We start from the raw sequence: 20,947 nt of genomic DNA on the forward strand, positions 1-20,947 counted from the left end.
AGGACCCAACTCCGGCCAATGAACACGGCGGACGTGCCCGGCATCCCTGCACCCTTCGTCGAGCACCTGCAGGGCCAGGGCATCGAGGAGCTGTACCCGCCACAGGCACAGGCGGTCGAGGCGGGCGTAACCGAGGGCGAGAGCGTCGTCGCCTCCATCCCGACGGCGAGTGGGAAGACGCTCATCGCCACGCTGGCGATGCTCTCGGCGGTCGAGCGCGGCGGGAAGGCGCTCTACATCGTGCCCCTGCGGGCGCTGGCCTCCGAGAAGAAAGCAGAGTTCGAGCAGTTCGCGGAGTTCGGCGTGAGCGTCGGTGTCTCGACGGGGAACTACGAGTCAGAAGGCGGCTGGCTCGGCGAGAAGGACATCGTCGTCGCCACCTCCGAGAAGGTCGACTCGCTGGTGCGAAACGGCGCACCCTGGATCGACGACCTGACCTGCGTGGTCGCCGACGAGGTCCACCTCATCGACGACCGGAACCGGGGGCCGACCCTCGAAGTGACCCTCGCCAAGCTCCGACAGGTCAACCCGAAGCTGCAGGTCGTCGCCCTCTCGGCGACGGTCGGCAACGCCGACGACCTCGCGGACTGGCTCGACGCGGAACTGGTCGACGACGACTGGCGACCCATCGAGTTGCGCAAGGGCGTCCACTACGGGAACGCGCTCTCGTTCGACGATGGGACCCAGAAAGAGGTCCCGGTACGAGGCAGCGAGAAACAGGAGGCCGCGCTGGTCCGGGACGTACTCGAAGACGGCGGGGCCTCGCTGGTCTTCGTGAACTCGCGGCGGAACGCCGAGGCCGCGGCGCGACGACTCGCCGAGGTGGTCGAGCCGTTCCTCACGCCCGCCGAGAAGGACGAACTCGCGGCCCTCGCCGAGGAAGTCCGCGGCGTGAGCGATTCGGAGACCAGCGACGATTTAGCCGACGTGGTCGCCAAGGGCGGTGCGTTCCACCACGCCGGTCTCGCCCGCGAACACCGCTCGCTGGTCGAGGACGCCTTCCGCGACCGCAAGCTCCGGGTCATCTGTGCGACACCCACCCTGGCGGCCGGGGTGAACACACCGAGTCGTCGCGTCATCGTCCGGGACTGGCAGCGGTACGACGGCAGCGGGATGGCCCCGCTGTCGGTGCTCGAAGTCCACCAGATGATGGGCCGAGCCGGTCGGCCAGGCCGGGACCCCTACGGCGAGGCGGTGCTGCTGGCCTCCAATCACGACGACCGCGAGGACCTGTTCGACCGGTACGTGTACGCCGAGCCCGAGCCGGTGCGCTCGAAACTCGCCGCCGAACCGGCGATGCGGACCCACGTGCTCGCGACCATCGCCTCCGGGTTCGCCCGCACCCGAAGCGGCCTGCAGGCGTTCCTCGAAGAGACACTGTACGCTGCGCAATCGACCGAGGAAGGCCGGCTGGAGCGCGTGATGGACTCGATGCTCGACTACCTCGAACACAACGGCTTCGTCGAGGTCGACGGCGACGAACTCTCGGCGACGGCCATCGGCCACACCGTCTCGCAGCTCTACCTCGACCCGATGAGTGCCGCGACCATCATCGACGGACTGCGGGCGTGGGCCGGACAGGGCCCGGGAACCGCCAGCAGTTCGAGTGCGAGCTTCGACGCGAGCGACAGCAGTGCCGGGTTCCAGACGTACAGCATCGGCGACGACGACAGCGAGGGCGAGGACCAGCCAGACGACGAGCCCCCGAAAGTCGAGAAACCGACCGCCCTCGGCCTGTACCACCTCGTCTCCAGAACGCCGGACATGTACGAACTCTACCTCAAGTCGGGCGACCGCGAGGAGTACTCGGAACTGCACTACGAGCGCGAGACCGAGTTCCTCGGCAGTGCACCCTCTGAGTACGAGGAACACCGCTGGGAGGACTGGCTCCAGGCGCTGAAGACCGCCCGCCTGCTCGAGGACTGGGCGAGCGAGGTCGACGAGGACCGCATCACGGCCGACTACCAGGTCGGGCCGGGGGACCTGCGCGGCAAGGTCGAGACCGCCCAGTGGCTGCTGGGCGCGGCCGAGCGCATCTCGGGCGAACTCGACCTCCCCGGGAGCGTCACTCGCGGGGTGCGGGACGCCAAGAAGCGGGTCGAAGACGGTGTCAACGAGGAACTGCTCGAACTCGTCGGGGTGCGCGGTATCGGTCGGAAACGTGCCAGACAGCTGTTCGAAGCGGGTATCGAGACACCCGCAGACATCCGCGACGCGGACAAGAGCGTCGTGCTGGCCGCACTCGACGGGCGGCAAAAGACCGCCGAGAACATCCTGGAGAACGCGGGCCGGGAGGACCCCTCGATGGAGGGAGTCGACGCCGACCCCGAGACGGAAGCGGTGTTCGAGCGTACCGGCGACGGCGGTGACGGTGGCGAGGAAGAACCCGACGACGAGACCGAACAGAGCCAGACCAGCCTGGGTGATTTCTGATGCACGTACTCGAAGGAACGGCGACGGTCGAGGACATCGACGACTTCGTCTCCCGAATCGGCGCGGTCGGGGGCGAGCACGACTGCGTGGTCCAGGCGTTCGACGCCCGGTACGTGGTGGACCGCGCACACCTCGAGGCAGCGGTCAGGCAGGCCGCCCGGGCGTGGCTCCGCGACGAGGCCGTCGCCCGCGACCCAGCAGTCGAGATTCTGCTGTACGCCGCAGGTCGGCGCCAGATTTCGGAGGCGCTGACGATGGGCGTCGGCGAGGGAGAGACGCCCGTCGTGGCGGTCGTGGTCTCCCAGTTCCCCGACGCGCCGTTCGAGACCGACGACGCAGAGATGGCGGCTGCCGAAGCCCTCGGCGAACTGCTGGAACCGGCCGAAACGCTCGGGGATGCCGCGGACGAGGACCGAATCTGTGAGTTCTTCGAGGTCGGTGGCGTGGAACGGGCAGCTACCGATGCGACGCTTTCGGAGCTGGTCCAGGAACGGACCGTGTTGCTGACGGTGAACAGGTAACGGGACGGGGACTGCACCACCCGGCAGCGGTCGACAGTATCGGTAGTGTGATTCCATTAGTTTGCAAGCTACAGGTTGACTCCACTACGCGTGGTACACAGTCACATGAGCGACGCTCACCGCCCCGACGACGACTCCCACGGCGACCACGACCACCACGCTGGCCACGGCGACCACGCCCATCACGAGCACCACGGACCGGGCTACGCCACACCGCAGGCGGCCATCGAGGAGGGTGGCCGCGAGAAACTCGCGTACGTCATGGGGCTGTACGTCGGGACCGACGTCGACGCCCCGGACTTCCTGGCCGTCGTCGACCTCGACCCAGAATCGAACACCTACCAGCAGGTCGTCAACAGGGTCGAGATGCCGAACAAGGGCGACGAGCTCCACCACTTCGGGTGGAACGCCTGCTCGTCCTCGTGTCACATGGAAGGGCTGGCGCGAAGCCACCTGCTGGTGCCCGGCCAGCGCTCCTCACGCCTGCACGTCATCGACGCAACGGACCGGCTGAACCCCGAGCTAGCGAAGGTCATCGAACCCGAGGAGGTGTTCGCACACGACCTGTCGGCCCCGCATACGGTCCACTGCGTGCCCGAAGGGAAGATACTCGTGAGCATGCTGGGGAACGCCGACGGCGACCTCCCGGGCGGGTTCCTCGAACTGGACCACGACTTCGAGGTCGCGGGCCGGTGGGACGCCCCGGGCGACATCGACATGAACTACGACTACTGGTACCAGCCGCGCCAGAACGTGATGATATCGACCGAGTGGGCCGCCCCGAAGACGTACTACCCCGGCTTCGACCTCGAGGACGTGGAGGCGGGCAAGTACGGCCACAGGATCAACGTCTGGGACTGGAGCGAGCGAGAGGTGCTCCAGACCATCGACCTGGGCGAGGAGGGCCAGATTCCCCTCGAAGTGCGGTTCCTGCACTCCCCGGTGTCGACCCACGGGTTCGTGGGCGCGGCGCTGTCTTCCAATGTCTTTCACTTCTACGAGCAGGGCGGGGAATATCATGCAGACAGGGTCATCGACGTGGAACCGCGCGAGCACGAGGACTGGGACTTCCCGGTGCCCGGCCTCGTCACGGACCTGCTGGTGTCGATGGACGACCGTTACCTGTTCTTCTCGAACTGGCTCCACGGCGAGGTCCGGATGTACGACGTCTCGGACCCGGCGAACCCGCGCCACGTCGACAGCGTCTGGGCGGGCGGGAACTTCGGCCCGCGACGGCCCACGGGCGAAGACGACCGACCCGTCTTCGGCGGCCCGCAGATGCTCCAGCTCAGTCTCGACGGCGAACGCCTCTACTGGACCACCTCGCTGTTCTCCTCGTGGGACAACCAGTTCTTCCCCGACGAGGGCACGCAGGGGTCGGTGATGCTGAAGGCCGACGTGAACCCGCGCAAGGGAACTATGGAACTCGACGAGGACTTCATGGTCGACTTCGGCGACATGCCTCACGGCCCGGCCCGCGCCCACGAGATTCGCTGGCCCGACGGCGACTGCACCAGCGACGTCTGGTCGTGAGCGGCGAGCGGTTCGCGGTCAGGTTCGAGTGGCCGTCGGGGCGCTCCGAAACCCGCGAGATTCAGGGGGATACGGACCTCATCACGGCGAGCGAGGAACTGGGACTCGGCCTCCCGTTCGGCTGTCGGACCGGGGCGTGTGCGACCTGTGCCGCCGAGCTGTTAGAGGGGGATATCGAACACGTCAGGCCGCCACGTGGGCTGAAGGAGAGACATCTCGATTTGGGGTACGTGTTGCCCTGCATCGCCCAGCCGCGGAGCGACTGCACGCTGCGGGTCGGGAGCGAAGTGCAGGCCGAACTCGTGCCGAACCCGTGGAAGTAGCCGAGTCAGTCGAAACAGCCATGTCCGGGACCGTCAGGGCCGAACGTCACCGCGACGGTGGCCGTCTCGGGTGGCTCGGTCCCGTTCCGTCGCCACTTCTCCATGACCGTGAACAGTTCGTCGTCGACCGGATCCGGCCACGACTCGAAGCCGAGGCGGAACTCGACGGCGTCGTCCGTCACCCTGCTCCGGGGACAGCCACCCTTCGAGATGCCCGGTGGGGTGACCTGCAGCCGGGAGACGAACGCTGTGACGAAGGCGGTCGAGTAGTCCACGTCCATCCATGGGTCCCGCCCGGCCTCGGCGAGGGCGTCGAGGTTCAGTCGCGCTGCGGCCTGCGCTTCGCTTGTGGCGACGGTCGCCACGAACTGCGGGCCCGCATCGGGCGTCGGACCACCCGCGATGACGGACCGTTCGGTATCGCTCTCGAGCCGCCGCGCGAACTGTGGAGAGTCGAGCAGTCCGCTACAGCCGGCGAGGAGTGCTGAACCAGCACCCGCGACGCCGGCCCGGAGGAGTCGACGGCGGGAGGTGTCGTCGGAGACCATGCGCCAAGTTCACCGCCACCGGACATGTCCCTTCCCATGTAGATCGCAGTGGTTTGGAGCGACGGGAGTCAATCCCCAGAGCGCTTTTGTCGAGCACTCGCCTGCCCCGAGGTATGGACCAGTTCCAGAACACGGGACAGCCGGACCGCGACTGGTGGAGCGAACTCTGGCCCGACCCGGCCGGGACGCTCCGCGACCTCGGTCTTGAGGCGGGCGACACCGTCGCCGACGTGGCATCGGGGAACGGTCACTTCACCCTGCCGGCGGCTCGTCTCACGGGCGAACCGGTGTACGCGGTCGACCTCGACGCGGGCCTGCTGGCGGAACTCGCCCAGAGAGCAGCCGACGCCGGCCTCGGCCGCATCGAGACGATCCAGGGCGACGCCCGCGACCTCCCCGACCTCCTGCCCGAACCAGTCGACGTGGTCCTGTTCGCGAACACGTTCCACGGTGTCCCAGAGCCCATCGACTTCCTCCGGACCGCCCACGAGGTGCTACGCGACGGGGGTCGGCTCGTCGTCGTCAACTGGCACGACCTGCCTCGCGAGGAGACCACGGTGCTCGACGAGGAGCGCGGGCCGCCGACCGACCTGCGGCTGTGCGAGGCCGACTGCATCGACCTCGTCCGGTCGGCCGGCTTCGAGGCGGTCGACGTGGTCGACCTGCCGCCGTACCACTACGGTCTACTCTGTCGGTGACACCTTCTTGGCATTCCCGCGCGAAGTCCCCACCATGCCGCGGCTGGACGACCCCGTAACCATCGGCGACTGCGAGGTACCGAACCGGCTGTATCGTGCACCACTCCTCGAATGTGCCGGGAACGGTGAGGACGCGGTCGACACCCTCATCGCAGACCTCGAACCGGCAGCCGAGTCGGGTGTCGGCCTCGTCTTCCAGGGTGCGACAATCGTCACGGAGTCCGGTGGCTGTGCCGCCCCGGGGATGACACGAGTCCACGACGACGAGTTCGTCTCCCGGTTGTCGACGCTCACAGACGCCATCCACGACCACGGCGGGAAGATATTCGTCCAGCTCGAACACGGCGGGTTACGAAGCATGGAGACGTGGCACGCAGGCTACCGCGAGGAGCATCCCGGTGAGCGACAACTCGCGGTGTCTCGGCCACCCTGGCAGCTCCGGCTGCTAGACCGACTCGGCTTCCTGCACTTCGACCCACAGGTGATGACCACCGAGGCGGTGTACGAACTCGCCGAATCCTTCGGAAAGGCCGGCGAACGCTGCGTCGACGCGGGGTACGACGGTATCCACCTCGCCGGCGCGAACATGGGTATCATCCAGCAGTTCCTCTCGCCCTTCTACAACCGCCGCGACGACGAGTTCGGCGACGGCGTGCGGTTCCTCGAACTCGTCCACGACGAGTTGCGCGAGCGCGTCGGTGACACCCCCATCGTCACGAAGGTCCCTTCGGAGTCGCCCGCCCCGCCAGTGGTCCGGCGGAAACTCGGAGACGCCGACGCCGTCGGCATCGCCCGACGACTCACCGACATCGGCTACGACGCCATCGTCCCGGTGCGGACCTCCGTCGTCTGGGACATGAGCATCGTCCGCGGCGAGTACCCCGACCGGGCGTGGCGCGACGAGACGTTCCAGGACGGCTATAGCGAAGCGTTCGGCGGTCGGCTTCGGACACGGGGTGTCCGGTTCATGAACTGGCTCGAGTCCTTCCAGTTCGACTTCGACCCCGCCTGGAACGCCGACCTCGCCCGTCGGGTCCGCGAGGCCGTCGACGTCCCGGTCCTGCTCGAAGGCGGCGTTCGCGAACGCGGACAGATGGACCGCCTGCTCGGAGATGCGTGTGACATGGCCGGGATGGCCCGCCCGTTCTACGCCGAGCCGAAGCTCGCGGCTCGGCTGCTCGGGGACGACACCAGCGACGAGACCCGCGTCGTCTGTGCGAACTGCAACAACTGCACGGTCCCACAGGTCACCGGAGCCGTCGGCCAGTGCCGGACCCCGTCGGTGCTGCGACGCCGCGGCGAGTTCGAGCAAGCGGGCGCGTACGACGACGGCTGAACGGGGGACGACGGGCCGTCGAACGGTGATGAACGGTCGTAAACGGCCGACACTTCAATAATAGTTGAAACCCGAGTTCGATGTGACCACACCGCATGGCGGTCGAGGGGTCGACCGGTCGTGCGTTCGGGGGTCAGCAGGGTGACACACAATATGCCGCAATGTAACGTCTGCATGGACGACATCGACGAGGAAGAGGACACCCACATAGAGGTCGTCAAGCCGATGGAGCTCAAGGGCGCGAAACAGGAGATACGGCACTACTACTGCACAATCTCGTGTCTGCTGGAGCAGGCACGGGAGTGAACGACGGACTACCGCGACGAACACGACGGGGTGACATCCCGGGACGGGGGGCGACTACCGACGAGCGACCGGTGGACGTACCGTCTACGTCGGCGCGACGGCCATCGGTGGGCTACCATGTACGCGACCGATTCGGCGACCGGAGGTCTCCAGTGGCGACCCGGTTCGTCGGGGTATCGAACCCACACCCGCCGTCGCCGACCAGTCAGGACAATAACACCAATTCGCTGACTGTGTAACTATATTGGTGTAAATATCGACTATTGCCAGTGGTTACCAATAGTATAGTTTGTGGCCGTTTGGGAAGAATACCTCGCCCTCCCGTGACCTATTACAAAGTTCTTTTGGCCGATAGGTCGGAGTGCCACGTGCGTCATGAAGTTTACACGACGGCAGTTGATGGAAACGTCTGTGGCGGCTGCACTGGGTGCGAGCGTGACCGGAGTCGCCGGGGCGGCACCGGACGACCCGGACACACCGGGTGCACCGAGCGTCAAGGGCGACCTGAAACGATTCTCCTCGACCGCACTGGGAGCAGAGGTCACGGGACCGTACGTGTTCGCCGACGGGTCATTGCTGTACAGCCTGCAGCACCCGAGCCGAGACAACGAAGAACCGTTCGACAAGGCGGGCATCGGTTACTTCCGCGGCTTCCAGTTCGAGTTCGACGGCAGTAACGACGACTTCGAGGAGTTGTCCGCGCCGGCGACAGAGAAAGAGCGCAGCGTGGTCCGCGGGAGCGACAGCGAGTACGTGATGCTCGCCCAGGAGGAGGACCGAATCAACGGCGGAACCGAGCGCCTCGGTGTCTCAAAGACGCCCGACGGCATCGACATCACACAGGAGAACTTCGCGGGCACGCAGTACGGGAACGCGGGCTACAACCCGGACTGCAACCAGTTCGTCCCGACGAACGACGAGGAGACCGAAGGATACCTCTTCACGAACTGGGAGAACAGTCCCGGGAACATCTCGCGTATCCCCCTCACCAAAGACGACGAGGGCGAGTGGGAAGCCGACCTCGAGAACGCGATGAACCTCGCGAACACCGAGGCCCTCCGCAGCATCGGCGGGACCAGAATCAACTGCTACGGCGACCTCAGCCCGTGGGGGACGATGGTCTCCTCCGAGGAGAACTACGCCCACCCGCGCGTCTCCCTCACTGCGACGGTGAGCGACATCGAAGAAGCCGGGTCGGGCGAGGGCATCGTCGGCGCGTGCCAGTTCTGGAACCGGCCGAACCCGAGCGAGATACAGGGCGCAGTCGACGACTACTACGGCGACGACTCGTGGTACGTCCAGGGCTACTGGGCGATGACGGGCGTCGAGTTCCTCGCGTACTACCTCGGCGCAGAGCGCGTCGACCAGGACGGTGACACCAACACCACGGACCCAATCAGCGACGTCTACCCGAACCCGTACCGCTACGGCTACCACGTGGACTTCCGCGAGCCGACGGCTGCCGAACCGAAGCCCGTCAAGTACTACGTCATGGGTCGTGCCGCCTGGGAGGCCCCGGACTTCCAGCACGACAAGAAGACGGTGTACGGCTGCTCCGACGGGGACAGCAAAGGTATCTACAAGTTCGTCGCCGACCGGCCCATCCAGAGCTACGACGACCCGATGGACATCGCCGGGACGCTGTACGCACCGAAGATAACGAACGACGCGGCCGCCGACGCCAGCCGGTCCCCGGCGAACACGAACCTCGAGGTCGAGTGGATGAAACTCGGTCACGCGACCAATACGGAGGTCGAGTCCTGGATCGCCCAGTACGACGACGTCACGCAGGCCGATTACCTGGAGACCCACGCCGAGACTAGCTGGGAGGACGACCTCGAAACGGCGCTCGAAGAAGCCGACAGGACCGTCGTGGAGAACGGCAACCAGAACTACATCACCAACGAGGAGATTCTCGCGTGGGCCGAGCAGTACGAGGCGAACGGCCCCGACGGCGTCGACGAAGACCTCCGGAAGGTGCCGTTCCTTGAGACCCGCGCCGCCGCGAAGGAGATCGGTGCCTCCATCGAGTTCAACAAGGCCGAAGGCGTCGACAGCGTCGACAAAGCGACGCCCGGTGACGACGTCTACTTCGGCATCTCCGAGTTCAACGACGACCTCTCGAACGAGACCCCCGGCGGCGACATCCAGATGCAACGCGTCGACGGCGGCCTCGTCTACCGCGCGAAACTGGAACCCGACTACAACGTCTCGACGCTCGAACCCGTCATCACCGGCCCCGATGGCTCCGACCCAGCTGCCGTGGCCGACGACGCGCTCATCAACGTCGACAACGTGTACGTGATGGACGACGGTCGGGTGCTGTGCTGTGAAGACGCCGACCAGTTCGGTCGGAGCTACGCGAACGACTGCCTGTACGTCTACGACCCCAACTCACAGCCGGGTGGGAACGGCAGTGGAAACGGCAACGGCAACGGAAACGGCAACGGCAACAGCAACGGAAACGGCAACAGCAACGGAAACGGCAACAGCAACGGAAACAGAAATAACGAGCGCCCCGCCCCCGTGGGCGACAGGTTCCAGACGCTCGGCAGAGGCAACGAGCGCCCGCACTACGACGACTGACCCAGACCACACACCGACGAGTCACCACAGCAGACGCTTCGAGTCGGGGCGTCCGACCGGACGTCCCGCCGTCCTCTTCCCCTGCTACGATACCACCACCACATGTCACGCGCAGACGACCCCAGCACGACAGACACCGAATCGACCTACCGCGAGTACATCCTCGGCGTCCGAATCGTCGAGTGCCAGTCCCCCGCTGACGACGGCCCACGCTACCGCTTTGGGGCACCGCAACACCGCGGCATCACGTTCGAGGACCCGTCCATGGCCGAACTCTACGCCGACGTCTACTTCGACGTGAACGGCTTCGAGGAGGCAGGCACGGGCGAACGCGGCGTCCCGCCGGAGATCATCCAGGCTGGCCGGGACACCCTCGCCGCGTACTTCCTCACTCAACCCTACACCGACCGCCACTGGGTCTCCTCGTTCTACGGGAAGGAGACCGAAGTCATCGAACGCTACGTCGCCCGGGTGCGCCACCGGGCCGAAGAGATCCGCGAGGGCGCGAGAGAACGCGGGATAGAGTAGTAACCAGACGACTCCGTCCCGTTACTGCCCGGGCGCGAGCAGTTCGACCGGGTGCAGCGGGCGCTCACCGAGCAGGTCGTCTATCTGGTCGGTACAGGAGGTCCCCGAAGCGACGACGTAGTCGGCGTCAGCGTCGCGGAGCTGTCCCGTCAGGTCGTCGCCGAGGTCGACCGAGAGGTCGTAGTACTGCTCCTTGTATCCGAACGAGCCAGCCATCCCACAGCACTCGACATCGCTGGTCGTCACGTCGTAGCCGCACTCGTCCAGCACCGCGACGGTGTGCGCTTCGAGGCCCATGCTGCGCTGCTGGCAGTGACTGTGGTAGGCGACCGACTCGTGTCCGGTCGCAGTCGACAGGACCTCGGCGTCGGCCCCGTTCGACAGCATGCCGAAGGCGTACTCCAGCACCTCGTAGCTGTTCTCGGCGAGCGGCTCGAACGCCGGTTTCGGCAGCAGGTGGTCGTAGTCCTCGCGGAACATGGCGAGGTCGCTCGGTTCGACGACGACCACGTCCCAGCCGTCGTCGAGATAGGGTGCGAGCGTCGCCGTGACGCGTTCTGCCTTCTCGGTCGCCGTGTCGATCATCCCCTGCGAGAGCGGGGCGCGGCCGGCACCCGGCACGTCGGGAACCGCCACCTCGACGCCGAGCGCTTCGAGCAGGTGGACCGCGGCCTTCCCGCGCTCGACCAGCATGAAGTTCGTGTACACGTCGGGGTAGAGGACGGCCTTGCGGTCGGCGTGGTTCGGGGCTTGGGAGTCCCGGTTCGCGAACCACTCGACCAGCGTCTCGCGCTCGAAGCTGGGGAACTCGCGGCGGCGGTCCACGCCCGCGGTACGTTCGAGAATGGCCTTCGCGGGCGACGAGTTCGCCACCCAGTTCGAGAGCGGCGCGAACGTGCTGCCGACTTTCGCCAGGGTCTCGAAGTTGCCGAACAGGCGCTTCTGGAGTTCCGGGCCGTCCTCGCCTTCGGCGTCCGGGCTCAGCCCGTCGACGAGGAAGTCGAATTTTTCAGACTCGCCCTCGCGGTTGATGCGGTCGCGGACGACCGTGTTTATCCAGGGGATGTCGATTTCGACCGGGCAGGCGGGTTTGCACCGCGAACAGCCGGTACAGAGGTCGTTGAACTCGGCGGCCGTATCGAGGCCCTCGATGCCGGCCTCCCAGCCGGTGGCGATCCCTCCCGAGTAGGTCTCGCCGCCGAAGCCGTGCCCGCCGATGCCCTGGAAGTTCGCACACGTGTTCGAGCAGGCCGAACACCGGATGCAATAGAGTGTCTCCCTGAGGTGTTCGTCCTCGCGCATGGCCATTCGGCCGTTGTCGATGAGGACGAGGTGGAACTCACGGTCCGAATCACCCTCGGTGATGGGTGTCTCCGGGTCGTCGAAGTCGACCGGCGGCGAGTCCACTGGTGGCGTGAGCAGGGAGATGTAGCTCGTGATGTCCTGTCCCGTCCCGGAGCGCCCGATGAGTTCGACGAACGGCTGGAGGTCCTCGACGCTCGGAATCACCTTCTCGACGCCGGCGACGGCGACATGCGTGTCCGGCACCGTCACCGACTTCCGGGCGTTACCCTCGCTGGTGACCAGCGCCATCGTCCCGGAGTCCGCCGTGACGAAGTTCGCGCCGGTCATGCCCACGTCGGCCGCCTTGATGTCCTCCAGCAGCATCTCGCGGGCGAACATCGTCAGCTCCTCGGCGGTCTCTAACTCCTCTTCGGGCTCGAAGACGGCGTTGAACAGGTCGGCGATCTCCTCGCGGGACTTGTGGATGGCCGGTGCGACGATGTGGCTCGGGGCCTCGTCGGCCACCTGCAGCACCCACTCGCCGAGGTCGGTCTCGGTGACCCCGACACCCCGGGCTTCGAGGTGCTCGTTGACCTCGATTTCCTCGCTGGTCATCGACTTCGACTTGACGACGCGCTCTGCGTCTCGCTCGGCGCACACCTCGGCGATGTACTCGTTGGCGTCCGCGTCGTCGTCCGCGATGTACACCGTCCCGCCGTTCGCCTCGACGGTCTCGGTGAGCTGGTCGATGAGTTCGGGGAGGCGTTCGATGGCGTCCTCCTTGATGGCGCGGGCCTCGTCCTTCAGTTCCTCGTAGTCGTCCAGTTTGCCGACCGAGTCGTACCGGCCCTGGTTGAAGCCGCGGGCGTTCTCGCCGACGGCGGCACCCTCGGTGTCGAGGAGCTGGCGGATTCGGGCGGCCTTCGCCCCCCGCGAGTCGGAACTCATCGGACCACCACCACGTGGACCGCCTTCGGGCCGTGGGCTCCCTTCACCAGCGAGCCCATGTCGGCCGTCGCCGAGGGGCCGGTCGCGAGGATGGCCGAGTCCCGCGTCTCGCGGAGTTCGTCGCCCAGCCACTCGAACGCCGCCGCCATGTCCGGCACCACGTCGGCCTCGCGGAGCACGGCGACGTGCAGGTCCGGAAAGAGACTGGCTGGTTCGCTCCCTTCGGGCGTCTGGCGGAGGACGAGACTGCCGTACTCGGCGACGGCGAGGTCGGCCGCCGTGACGCCGGTCGTCGCGGCGTCGAGGTCGGCCGGCGTCGGCTCGGTTCGGACGCTCTCGGGCAGGGACACGTCGTCCCAGGGGAGCGGCGCGCCGACCGCCTGCTCGTCGACGAGGTCGGCGATGGTTTCGGTCGCCTCGTCGGCGGTGGTCCAGGTGACCTCGACGCCGAAGTCACCAGCGCGCGACGCCCACTGCTCGGCCACGTCGCTTCTGGCACCGCTCATCGGTCATCACCCGTGTGAATCGGGTCGTGCATATCGTATCTCATGGTTCGACGTACCAAAAAACGGCCTCCGTCAGAAGGCCCCGGGCGCGACGACGTAGGCGAACACGATGGTCAGGACGCCCGTCATCGCCGCGTAGTACAGCAGCGGAATCAGTTCGAGGCGAATGACGCGACCCTCCTCGCCGACCAGTCCGACGACGGCCAGTGCGGCCACGACGTTGTGGATGGCGACGAGGTTCCCGATGGCCCCGCCGACGGCCTGTGCGCCGACGAGAATCTGGGTCGGGACGCCGATGTTCTGTGCGGCGTTGAACTGGAACGTCCCGAAGAGGATGTCACTGACCGTGTTCGAGCCAGCGATGAACGCGCCGAACGCGCCGACCAGCGCCGCGAAGAACGGGTAGACACCACCCGCGAGGTTCGCGGTGAAGTCCGAGAGGATGACGAGCATGCTGTCGGTGCTCGCCGCCTGCCCGGAGTTGATCATGATCTGGACGGTCGCGACCGCGAACCACAGCGCGATGACCGCCGGCAGGATCTTCTCACCGGTCTCCTTCCAGGAGTCCTTGACCTCCTGACCGTCCATCCCGTGCAGCAGGTAGGTGACGATGCTGACGAACACGAAGATGGCACCGGGCAGGTACAGCGTGCGGAACGACCCGTCGAGACCGGTCCCGAGGATGTCGCTCCACGCGATGACGAGCGTCGAGTTCAGGAAGTTCTGGAGCGGGCTCCAGACGCGGGTGACCACCAGCAGCGCGGCGGTCAGGACGTAGGGGGCCCACGCCATGCCCAGCGACATGTCGTGGCGCGATTCGACGACGCCACCGTCGGCGGCGACGGTCTGGTCACCGCCGCTGACGGACTCGCCGGGTTCGATGTCGCCGACCCAGTGGCTGGGCCACTGCTCGCGGGGGGCGAAGTCCCACTCCTCGTCGGGGAGCAGGAAGCCCGCCTTGAGCGTGCCAGCCGTGACGAACAGCCCGATCATCGCGCCCAGCAGCGCGGGGAAGGTCGGGCCCAGGAAGTACGCGGTGAGCCAGTACGGAATCGCGAAAGAGGCCCACGCGAAGATGGTGAGCGGGAGTACCTGCAGCGCCGGCTTGATGGAGCGCTCTTCGCCGAAGAAGCGCGTCATCATCGCGACCCCGATGAACGGGAGCACGATGCCGACGATAGCGTGGATGGAGGCCGCCCAGACCGCCGCGTCGGCGACGTACTGGGTGACGGTCATCCCCTGACCGTTGATGGCCTCCTGTATCTGGGCGTTCTGGCTGAAGACCTCCTCCAGCCCGATGATGAGCGGCGTCCCGACCGCCCCGAACGTGATGGCCATGATGTTCCCGGTCAGGGCGACGACGACGGCCGCCATCGGCGGGAAGCCGAGACCCACGAGCAGCGGGCCGACGATGGCCGCGGGCGTGCCGAACCCAGCCGCGCCCTCGATGAACGACCCCATGAGGAACACGAGCAGGACGACCTGCACCCGGCGGTCGTCGCTGATGGACGAGAAGCCGGCGTTGATGACGTCGAACGCGCCCGATTCCTTGAGCGTGTACAACAGCAGTATCGCGCCGAAGACGATCCAGAGGATCTCCGTGGCGGTGAACACGCCGGCGATGGTCGCCGCCGCGAGTAGTTCGGGCGACATGCTCCAGCCGACGACCCCGACGACCGCGGCCGTCGCCCACGCGATGGGCATCGTGGTCGTCGCGGGCTGGTAGAGCCCGACCATCAGCACCGTGATGGCGACCAGCGGAAGCACCGCTAGCAGTATCATGAGCGGGTCAGCCATGGAGGCTCACCTCGCTCGAACCCTGTCTTATGGTCTGTTCCGTGTCCTTCCTCGTCATCGAAATGGACGAGCGTATCTCATCCCGTATGCCGGAGTCTGGCATGAGTCAAAGACGAGTTTACTACGTTAAAGAATCACCGAAGATTGGCAATGTTTGCAAAGCGTCGAATCGACTAAATGTGAGACGCAGGAACACGCCGCCTCACATGGGATTTTTGACACTCTACTCGGCACGTCTGGCTGGTGGTACCCTGCACAGAGACCCGGGATACCCCTCTTCACACGACTGAACCACCTGTGCATACGACTGAAGTAGCCATTTCACACGACGGCACAGGTGGCGTGGGTTCGAGTGGAAGCGAAGGGGTTGGGCCGACCGGGGGCGGACGTGTCGGCTGGGTTAATCGTCGGCCAGCGGCGCAGCCGGTATCTCGTGTTCGGCGAGTTCAGCGCTGGGGACGAGGAACGTCGTCTGGCCGAGCGCCAGCTCGGTACGATTCGTGGAGTCGAACAGCAACTGGTCGCTCGGTATGGGTGGGCTGTGAAGACTATAATTTGCCATATGCCAAGTGTACTGTGAATACTTCTCACACCAACGAGCTTATTTGGCGATGGCCAAATCTTGTGCCATGCGCGAGTTCGCGTTCACCATCGAGTACGACGAGGGGGCGGACCCACTGATGGACGTCTTCATCGAACACCCGGAGGCCCACGCCCGGACCATCAACTGCCACGTCTCACCAAACAGCATGTGGCGCATCGACCGCATCGCCGGCCCCGAGGACGCCCTCGAACGCATCGACGACCTCTACACCGCGCCCGAACACTGCAACGAGTGCATCGGCTCGCGCCACTGCCACACCGACTGGGAGCACGAGTTCCTCGAACGCGCACCCTCACGCCGGACCATCTACACCTTCCGCCCCTCCCCCGGCGACTGCTACTCGATTCCACAGCTCGCCTGCATGTACCTCGGCGAGGGCTACCTCTGTGCCGCCGAGCGCCGCCAGAATCGGTACGAGTGGCGCATCCTCATGCGCGACGACGGTGACGCGATGGGCCTGCACGAGGCGTTGAGCGAGGAGTTACGAGACGGACTCTCGCTTTCCTTCCGCCAGATCGGCGGCCCCTCGTACTGGGCCGAGGAGGCCATCACGCTCGCCGAACTCCCCTACGAGCAGCGCGAGGCCATCGAGACCGCGGTCCGGATGGGCTACTACCAGACCCCGCGTGGTACCTCGATGGCCGAGGTCGCCGAGGAGCTGGAGATTCCGCGCTCGACCCTGCAGTACCGGCTCCAGCAGGCCGAGTCCTGGATAATCGGCTGTTTCGTCTCGCGGGCGGTCTCGGACATCGGCGAGCAGTGTTCCCGGGAGCCGGTGGCGAAGAAGGTCTGAGAAGCGTATCCTGCCGGCCCGAACGCTCCCTTATCTCTCTGCGGCCCTACCTTCCGGTCGTGCTCGGACTGCGATTCTTCGCCTGTGCCCGGTGCGAGACCGTCTTCGCGTTCCCGGAGCCGACGTCACGGTGTCCCGTCTGCGACGATGGAGTCCTCGAAGAGATTACACGCCGGCTGCACGACGATAGCTACTTCCACCCACCGACCGAGCCAGACACTCGATAGCTGGTCGTCGACACGCACAGAGAAATCGAGTCAGGGCCTGCAGGGACACGTGGGCCGCCGGGACCGGGTCGCGCGACAGGCCAGGCGAACGACTCGCGTCTTCGTCCGTCCGACGAGCGCGGGGACACGTACCTGCTGATTCGACGCAGAGGCAACCTCCTGCAGATACAGATACGACGCCGTCGGGAGCAACAGCCCCCCATATATCAGGCCGACCGCGACACCGGCCTGGAGGGGATGGTCGGACGGGACTGCCACCCACACAAGCCCGGCGACGGCCCAGAGTGCGAGTCCCGACAGGACGGTGTCTCGCCACTCGGAGACCGTCCCGGTCGGCCGCCGGGTCCGGTCCTCAGTCGCCATCCCCGACTCGCAGGCTCGAGAGCCGGTCCTGGCCGACGACCTCGAACAGCTCCTGATAGCGGTTCCTGATGGTGACCTCGCTGATGTCGGTCGCCTCGCTCACCTGGTCCTGGGTCAGCTCCTCGCTGGCCAGCAGGCCACCGGCGTAGATGGCGGCAGCTGCGAGACCGACCGGGCTCTTCCCGCTGTGGACGCCCGCCTGCTTGGCCGCCTGGAGTAGCCCACGAGCCGGTCGCTCGACTGCCGGGCCCGCGTCGAGTTCCGAGAGGAACCGCGGGAGGTACTGCTCGGGGTCGGCCGGCTGGACCTTCAGACCGAGCTCCCTGACGACGTAGCGGTACGTCCGGCTGAGTTCCTGCTTGTCCACGCGGGAGACCTCGCCGACTTCGTCGAGGCTGCGGGGGACGCCCGCCTGTCGGGCCGCCGCGTACAGCGATGCGGTCGCGACACCTTCGATAGAACGCCCTGGCAGGAGGTCCTCTTCGAGGGCGCGGCGGTAGACGACGCTGCCCGTCTCGCGGACGTTCTTCGGCAGTCCGAGGGCGCTGCCCATCCGTTCTATCTCGCCGAGGGCCTGCTTCAGGTTGCGCTCTTTCGAGTCGCGGGTCCGGAATCGCTCGTTCCAGGTGCGCAGGCGCGACATCTTCTGGCGCTGGGAGGACGAGAGCGCGTTCCCGTAGGCGTCCCTGTTCTGCCAGCCGATGCTGGTCGACAGGCCCTGGTCGTGCATCATGTTGGTCGTCGGTGCGCCGACGCGGGACTTCTCGTTCTTCTCCGCCGAGTCGAACGCGCGCCACTCCGGGCCGCGGTCGATGGCGTCCTCGCGGACGACTTCGCCCGTCTCCGGGTCGACCCACTCGCCGTGGCGTTCGTCGTAGACGAGGTCCGCCTCGCTGGGCCGTTCGGACTCGCCGTCGGTCGTCTCGTGCTGTTCCTCGTGGGGGGTCGACCTGACGTCGGTGGATGCCGAGCGCCAGGCAGTTCGGGTTGTCTCCGACATCAATCGTGTACCCAGTCCTTGTGGTCACTCCCCCTTGGAGCCTCGTTTGGCATATGACGAACAGCCTCCACTACGTCAGCGGTCGGGCGCGAGCCAGACACGGTGAGAGCAGACCGATTCACCGACTGTACACGGTTTCGACGCTCGTACTACGGCGAGAGCGACGCGCCAACCACTGTTCGTCCATCATCAACCCAACAGCCGGTCGGTGACCCAGGTGCCATCGTTGTGGCTACCAGAACCTGAGAACCGCCTATCGAGATTAACCCCCTGCTGGACGTATCATCAGGTACGCATGAGCAGTCACCAACCAGCCACACAGCGAGCGGTACCGCCGGACATCGAAATCGCGCGGGAGGCGACGCGCCGACCTATCGAGGCCGTTGCTTCCGACCTCGGGCTCGACGGAGCCGACCTCGAACCGCGGGGGAACGAGGTGGCGAAACTGACCTGGGAGAGCATCCAGCGCACGCTCGAACGACCCGCAGACGGGAAGCTGATTCTGGTCACCGCGATGACGCCGACGCGTCGTGGTGCGGGCAAGACCGTCACGACGGTCGGGCTCGGCCAGGCACTCGGCCGGCTCGGGAAATCGAACGCCGTCGCGGTCCGGGAACCCTCGCAGGGGCCGGTGTTCGGTATCAAGGGTGGGGCGGCCGGGGGCGGCTATAGCCAGGTGCTCCCGATGGAGGAGATAAACCTCCACTTCACGGGCGACATCCACGCCGTCACGGCGGCCCACAACCTCATCGCGGCGACGGTCGACGCCAGCCGCCACCACGGTAATCCACTGGACGTCGACCCCGACCGCGTGGTCTGGGGCCGGGCGCTCGACGTGAACGACCGGGCGCTTCGTGAGACCGTCGTCGGCCTCGGTGGGTCGACGAACGGGCCACCGCGTGAGGACTCGTTCTGTATCACCGCGGCCTCCGAGCTGATGGCCGTGCTCTGTCTGGCGACGGGTATCGCCGACCTCAAGGCCAGAATCGGGCGCATCATCGTCGCCTACGACACCGACGGCGAGCCGGTCACCGTCGCAGACCTCGGCATCGTCGGTGCGGTGACGGCGCTGCTGAAGGACGCACTGCGACCGAACCTCGTCCAGACGATCGAGGGGACGCCCGCGTTCGTCCACGGTGGTCCCTTCGCCAACATCGCGACCGGGACGAACTCCGTGCTGGCAGACCACCTCGGTCTCCGGCTGGCGGACTACCTCGTCACGGAGGCAGGGTTCGGGGCGGACCTCGGTGCCGAGAAGTTCGTCGATATCGTCTCGCGTGAGGGCGTGGCTCCCGACGCGACAGTGGTCGTCGCAACGGTCGAGGCGCTGAAGAAGCACGGCTCGGCGACGGTCGACGACGAGGACTCCATCGAGGCGCTCCGGGCTGGCTTCCTGAACCTCGACCACCACGTCGACAACCTCCGGGCGATGGGTCTGCCGGTCGTCGTCGCTATCAACCGCTTCCCCGACGACGCCGACGAAGAGATAGCCGCGGTACTGGAGCATTGTGAAGCACGCGACGTCCCCGCCGCGGTCTCGACGGTCTACCAGGACGGTGGCGAGGGCGGACTCGAACTCGCCCGGCTGGTGACGGACGCGGCCGACTCGGGCGAGGCCGACCTCCAGCCGACCTACCCGCTGTCGGCCCCACTCGACGAGAAGATTCGTGCGGTCGCCACGCAGGTGTACGGGGCTGACGGCGTCGAGTTCACCCCGGACGCCAGAAAGGACCTGTCGCACATCGAATCGCTCGGACTGGACGACCTACCGGTGTGCATCTCGAAGACCCCCGCGTCGCTCTCGGACGACGCCGAGCGAGTCGGCGTCCCCCACGGCTGGGACCTCACGGTCCGCGAGCTCTACCCGTCTGCGGGGGCGGGCTTCATCGTGGCACTGACCGGGAGCGTGCTGACCATGCCGGGGTTGCCCGCAGACCCCGCCGCGAGAGCGATAACGGTCGACGACGACGGGAACGTGAGTGGGTTGTTCTGAGCCCACTCCGGGAGGAATCGAACCCCGTCACCGCACTCGCTCCGGGACGGGAACGTGAGGCGGGTGAACAGTTCGACACCGTTCGCCCCCGGGAACCGGGTTCCGGTGCGACGCGTTTCGCGTCCGGTCGATGGAGTACGTCGGTCCGCGCCGTGAAAGTGGCAAATTTCCAACTATCTTTCGGTAATGGCCATAACGAATACAAAGGCGACCGTACTGGTATCCGATACGCGACCATCGTCACGGAACGACTGCCCCCAGTCTTCCACCCTGTCGAAGTGAAATCCCGAGGTCGCCCCCCTACTACCACACTCGAAACCCATGCCCGGATCAAGAAACACCATACCAGAACCGACGACGGAACGTGAGTTCGAAGCGGGTCTTCGAGCGCTCCTCGAACTCGCCGAACAGAACGGTATCGAAATCAGAGGCGGCTGGGACATCTACAAAGACGGAGAGACACCGAACCTGACCGTCGAAATCCTCGAGTTCATCTCCCAGCGCTGAGACGGGGCGGTAGCTGCCCCGACACACCGGGAGTCCGGTGACGACGAGGCCAGTGCTCGGGACATTCACGACGGTCAGGTTGACGGCTGCGACCGTCCGCATCGTCGGCACGG

The 20,947-nt window shown here is 66.3% G+C and carries 17 protein-coding genes; 11 read left to right on the top strand and 6 right to left on the bottom strand.

The genetic code is table 11. The annotated features are described in order from the left end of the window. Positions 1–18: 18 nt before the first annotated feature. From ACSC1R_RS04805 to ACSC1R_RS04820, 4 genes are all read left to right on the top strand, one after another. On the top strand, positions 19–2,433 hold the full coding sequence (locus tag ACSC1R_RS04805) for an ATP-dependent DNA helicase (protein ID WP_439027939.1): 2,415 nt from the start codon (positions 19–21) through the stop codon (positions 2,431–2,433). After that, on the top strand, positions 2,433–2,954 hold the full coding sequence (gene cgi121, locus ACSC1R_RS04810; RefSeq protein ID WP_439027940.1) for a KEOPS complex subunit Cgi121: 522 nt from the start codon (positions 2,433–2,435) through the stop codon (positions 2,952–2,954). Before ACSC1R_RS04805 ends, cgi121 begins: the two co-directional genes overlap by 1 nt. A 105-nt stretch (positions 2,955–3,059) precedes the next feature. Next, entirely contained in the window at positions 3,060–4,487 is a 1,428-nt protein-coding gene (locus ACSC1R_RS04815) for a selenium-binding protein SBP56-related protein (protein ID WP_439027941.1), read from the top strand. After that, positions 4,484–4,810, top strand: coding sequence for a 2Fe-2S iron-sulfur cluster-binding protein (locus ACSC1R_RS04820; protein ID WP_439027942.1), 327 nt, complete (start codon positions 4,484–4,486; stop codon positions 4,808–4,810). Before ACSC1R_RS04815 ends, ACSC1R_RS04820 begins: the two co-directional genes overlap by 4 nt. Positions 4,811–4,815: 5 nt before the next feature. Here the strand turns inward: ACSC1R_RS04820 and ACSC1R_RS04825 are convergent, their stop codons facing one another. Beyond that, positions 4,816–5,358: a hypothetical protein gene (locus ACSC1R_RS04825; RefSeq protein ID WP_439027943.1), complete on the bottom strand. Its 543-nt coding sequence runs from the start codon at positions 5,356–5,358 to the stop codon at positions 4,816–4,818. Positions 5,359–5,471: 113 nt separating this feature from the next. Between ACSC1R_RS04825 and ACSC1R_RS04830 the strand changes: the two genes are divergently transcribed. The 5 genes from ACSC1R_RS04830 to ACSC1R_RS04850 all read left to right on the top strand — a co-directional run bounded on the left by ACSC1R_RS04830 (position 5,472) and on the right by ACSC1R_RS04850 (position 10,812). After that, on the top strand, positions 5,472–6,056 hold the full coding sequence (locus ACSC1R_RS04830; RefSeq protein ID WP_439027944.1) for a class I SAM-dependent methyltransferase: 585 nt from the start codon (positions 5,472–5,474) through the stop codon (positions 6,054–6,056). Positions 6,057–6,090: 34 nt separating this feature from the next. After that, positions 6,091–7,392: an NADH:flavin oxidoreductase gene (locus ACSC1R_RS04835; RefSeq protein ID WP_439027945.1), complete on the top strand. Its 1,302-nt coding sequence runs from the start codon at positions 6,091–6,093 to the stop codon at positions 7,390–7,392. Positions 7,393–7,545: 153 nt separating this feature from the next. Beyond that, the gene (locus ACSC1R_RS04840) at positions 7,546–7,698 is read left to right on the top strand and encodes a hypothetical protein (protein ID WP_439027946.1); all 153 of its coding nucleotides are present in this window, start codon (positions 7,546–7,548) and stop codon (positions 7,696–7,698) included. A 399-nt stretch (positions 7,699–8,097) separates the two neighbouring features. Continuing rightward, entirely contained in the window at positions 8,098–10,284 is a 2,187-nt protein-coding gene (locus tag ACSC1R_RS04845; protein ID WP_439027947.1) for an alkaline phosphatase PhoX, read from the top strand. Positions 10,285–10,386: 102 nt separating this feature from the next. Beyond that, positions 10,387–10,812, top strand: coding sequence for a hypothetical protein (locus tag ACSC1R_RS04850; RefSeq protein WP_439027948.1), 426 nt, complete (start codon positions 10,387–10,389; stop codon positions 10,810–10,812). A gap of 21 nt (positions 10,813–10,833) precedes the next feature. Here the strand turns inward: ACSC1R_RS04850 and ACSC1R_RS04855 are convergent, their stop codons facing one another. The 3 genes from ACSC1R_RS04855 to ACSC1R_RS04865 all read right to left on the bottom strand — a co-directional run bounded on the left by ACSC1R_RS04855 (position 10,834) and on the right by ACSC1R_RS04865 (position 15,347). Beyond that, positions 10,834–13,044: an LUD domain-containing protein gene (locus ACSC1R_RS04855; protein ID WP_439027949.1), complete on the bottom strand. Its 2,211-nt coding sequence runs from the start codon at positions 13,042–13,044 to the stop codon at positions 10,834–10,836. Next, entirely contained in the window at positions 13,041–13,550 is a 510-nt protein-coding gene (locus ACSC1R_RS04860; RefSeq protein WP_439027950.1) for a LutC/YkgG family protein, read from the bottom strand. The genes ACSC1R_RS04855 and ACSC1R_RS04860 overlap by 4 nt, the downstream gene beginning before the upstream one ends. 72 nt (positions 13,551–13,622) lie before the next feature. Beyond that, positions 13,623–15,347 carry an L-lactate permease gene (locus tag ACSC1R_RS04865; RefSeq protein ID WP_439027951.1) on the bottom strand — a complete coding sequence of 575 codons (1,725 nt, stop codon included), beginning with the start codon at positions 15,345–15,347 and terminating at the stop codon, positions 13,623–13,625. 611 nt (positions 15,348–15,958) lie between these two features. On the opposite strand from ACSC1R_RS04865, the gene ACSC1R_RS04870 reads away from it, so the two are divergent. Continuing rightward, positions 15,959–16,744 carry a helix-turn-helix domain-containing protein gene (locus ACSC1R_RS04870; protein ID WP_439027952.1) on the top strand — a complete coding sequence of 262 codons (786 nt, stop codon included), beginning with the start codon at positions 15,959–15,961 and terminating at the stop codon, positions 16,742–16,744. Positions 16,745–17,323: 579 nt separating this feature from the next. On the opposite strand, the gene ACSC1R_RS04875 is transcribed toward ACSC1R_RS04870, so the two are convergent. Continuing rightward, positions 17,324–18,334 carry a transcription initiation factor IIB gene (locus ACSC1R_RS04875; RefSeq protein WP_439027953.1) on the bottom strand — a complete coding sequence of 337 codons (1,011 nt, stop codon included), beginning with the start codon at positions 18,332–18,334 and terminating at the stop codon, positions 17,324–17,326. Positions 18,335–18,629: 295 nt separating this feature from the next. Between ACSC1R_RS04875 and ACSC1R_RS04880 the strand changes: the two genes are divergently transcribed. Continuing rightward, complete coding sequence (locus tag ACSC1R_RS04880; protein ID WP_439027954.1) at positions 18,630–20,327, top strand: formate--tetrahydrofolate ligase; 1,698 nt, start codon at positions 18,630–18,632, stop codon at positions 20,325–20,327. A 330-nt stretch (positions 20,328–20,657) separates the two neighbouring features. Here the strand turns inward: ACSC1R_RS04880 and ACSC1R_RS04885 are convergent, their stop codons facing one another. Next, positions 20,658–20,936, bottom strand: coding sequence for a hypothetical protein (locus ACSC1R_RS04885; protein ID WP_439027955.1), 279 nt, complete (start codon positions 20,934–20,936; stop codon positions 20,658–20,660). Between the last annotated feature and the right edge of the window lie 11 nt (positions 20,937–20,947).

Origin of the sequence: Haloarchaeobius ordinarius (genome assembly GCF_051801355.1) — an archaeon.
GTDB lineage: Archaea > Halobacteriota > Halobacteria > Halobacteriales > Natrialbaceae > Haloarchaeobius.

Coding starts and splice junctions, on each gene's coding strand:
- ACSC1R_RS04815 (WP_439027941.1), top strand. CDS start 3,060: ATGAGCGACGCTCACCGCCCCGACGACGACTCCCACGGCGACCACGAC.
- ACSC1R_RS04870 (WP_439027952.1), top strand. CDS start 15,959: ATGGCCAAATCTTGTGCCATGCGCGAGTTCGCGTTCACCATCGAGTAC.
- ACSC1R_RS04830 (WP_439027944.1), top strand. CDS start 5,472: ATGGACCAGTTCCAGAACACGGGACAGCCGGACCGCGACTGGTGGAGC.
- ACSC1R_RS04865 (WP_439027951.1), bottom strand. CDS start 15,347: ATGGCTGACCCGCTCATGATACTGCTAGCGGTGCTTCCGCTGGTCGCC.
- ACSC1R_RS04825 (WP_439027943.1), bottom strand. CDS start 5,358: ATGGTCTCCGACGACACCTCCCGCCGTCGACTCCTCCGGGCCGGCGTC.
- ACSC1R_RS04860 (WP_439027950.1), bottom strand. CDS start 13,550: ATGAGCGGTGCCAGAAGCGACGTGGCCGAGCAGTGGGCGTCGCGCGCT.
- ACSC1R_RS04845 (WP_439027947.1), top strand. CDS start 8,098: ATGGAAACGTCTGTGGCGGCTGCACTGGGTGCGAGCGTGACCGGAGTC.
- ACSC1R_RS04880 (WP_439027954.1), top strand. CDS start 18,630: ATGAGCAGTCACCAACCAGCCACACAGCGAGCGGTACCGCCGGACATC.
- ACSC1R_RS04835 (WP_439027945.1), top strand. CDS start 6,091: ATGCCGCGGCTGGACGACCCCGTAACCATCGGCGACTGCGAGGTACCG.
- cgi121 (WP_439027940.1), top strand. CDS start 2,433: ATGCACGTACTCGAAGGAACGGCGACGGTCGAGGACATCGACGACTTC.
- ACSC1R_RS04805 (WP_439027939.1), top strand. CDS start 19: ATGAACACGGCGGACGTGCCCGGCATCCCTGCACCCTTCGTCGAGCAC.
- ACSC1R_RS04840 (WP_439027946.1), top strand. CDS start 7,546: ATGCCGCAATGTAACGTCTGCATGGACGACATCGACGAGGAAGAGGAC.
- ACSC1R_RS04855 (WP_439027949.1), bottom strand. CDS start 13,044: ATGAGTTCCGACTCGCGGGGGGCGAAGGCCGCCCGAATCCGCCAGCTC.
- ACSC1R_RS04875 (WP_439027953.1), bottom strand. CDS start 18,334: ATGTCGGAGACAACCCGAACTGCCTGGCGCTCGGCATCCACCGACGTC.
- ACSC1R_RS04850 (WP_439027948.1), top strand. CDS start 10,387: ATGTCACGCGCAGACGACCCCAGCACGACAGACACCGAATCGACCTAC.
- ACSC1R_RS04885 (WP_439027955.1), bottom strand. CDS start 20,936: ATGCGGACGGTCGCAGCCGTCAACCTGACCGTCGTGAATGTCCCGAGC.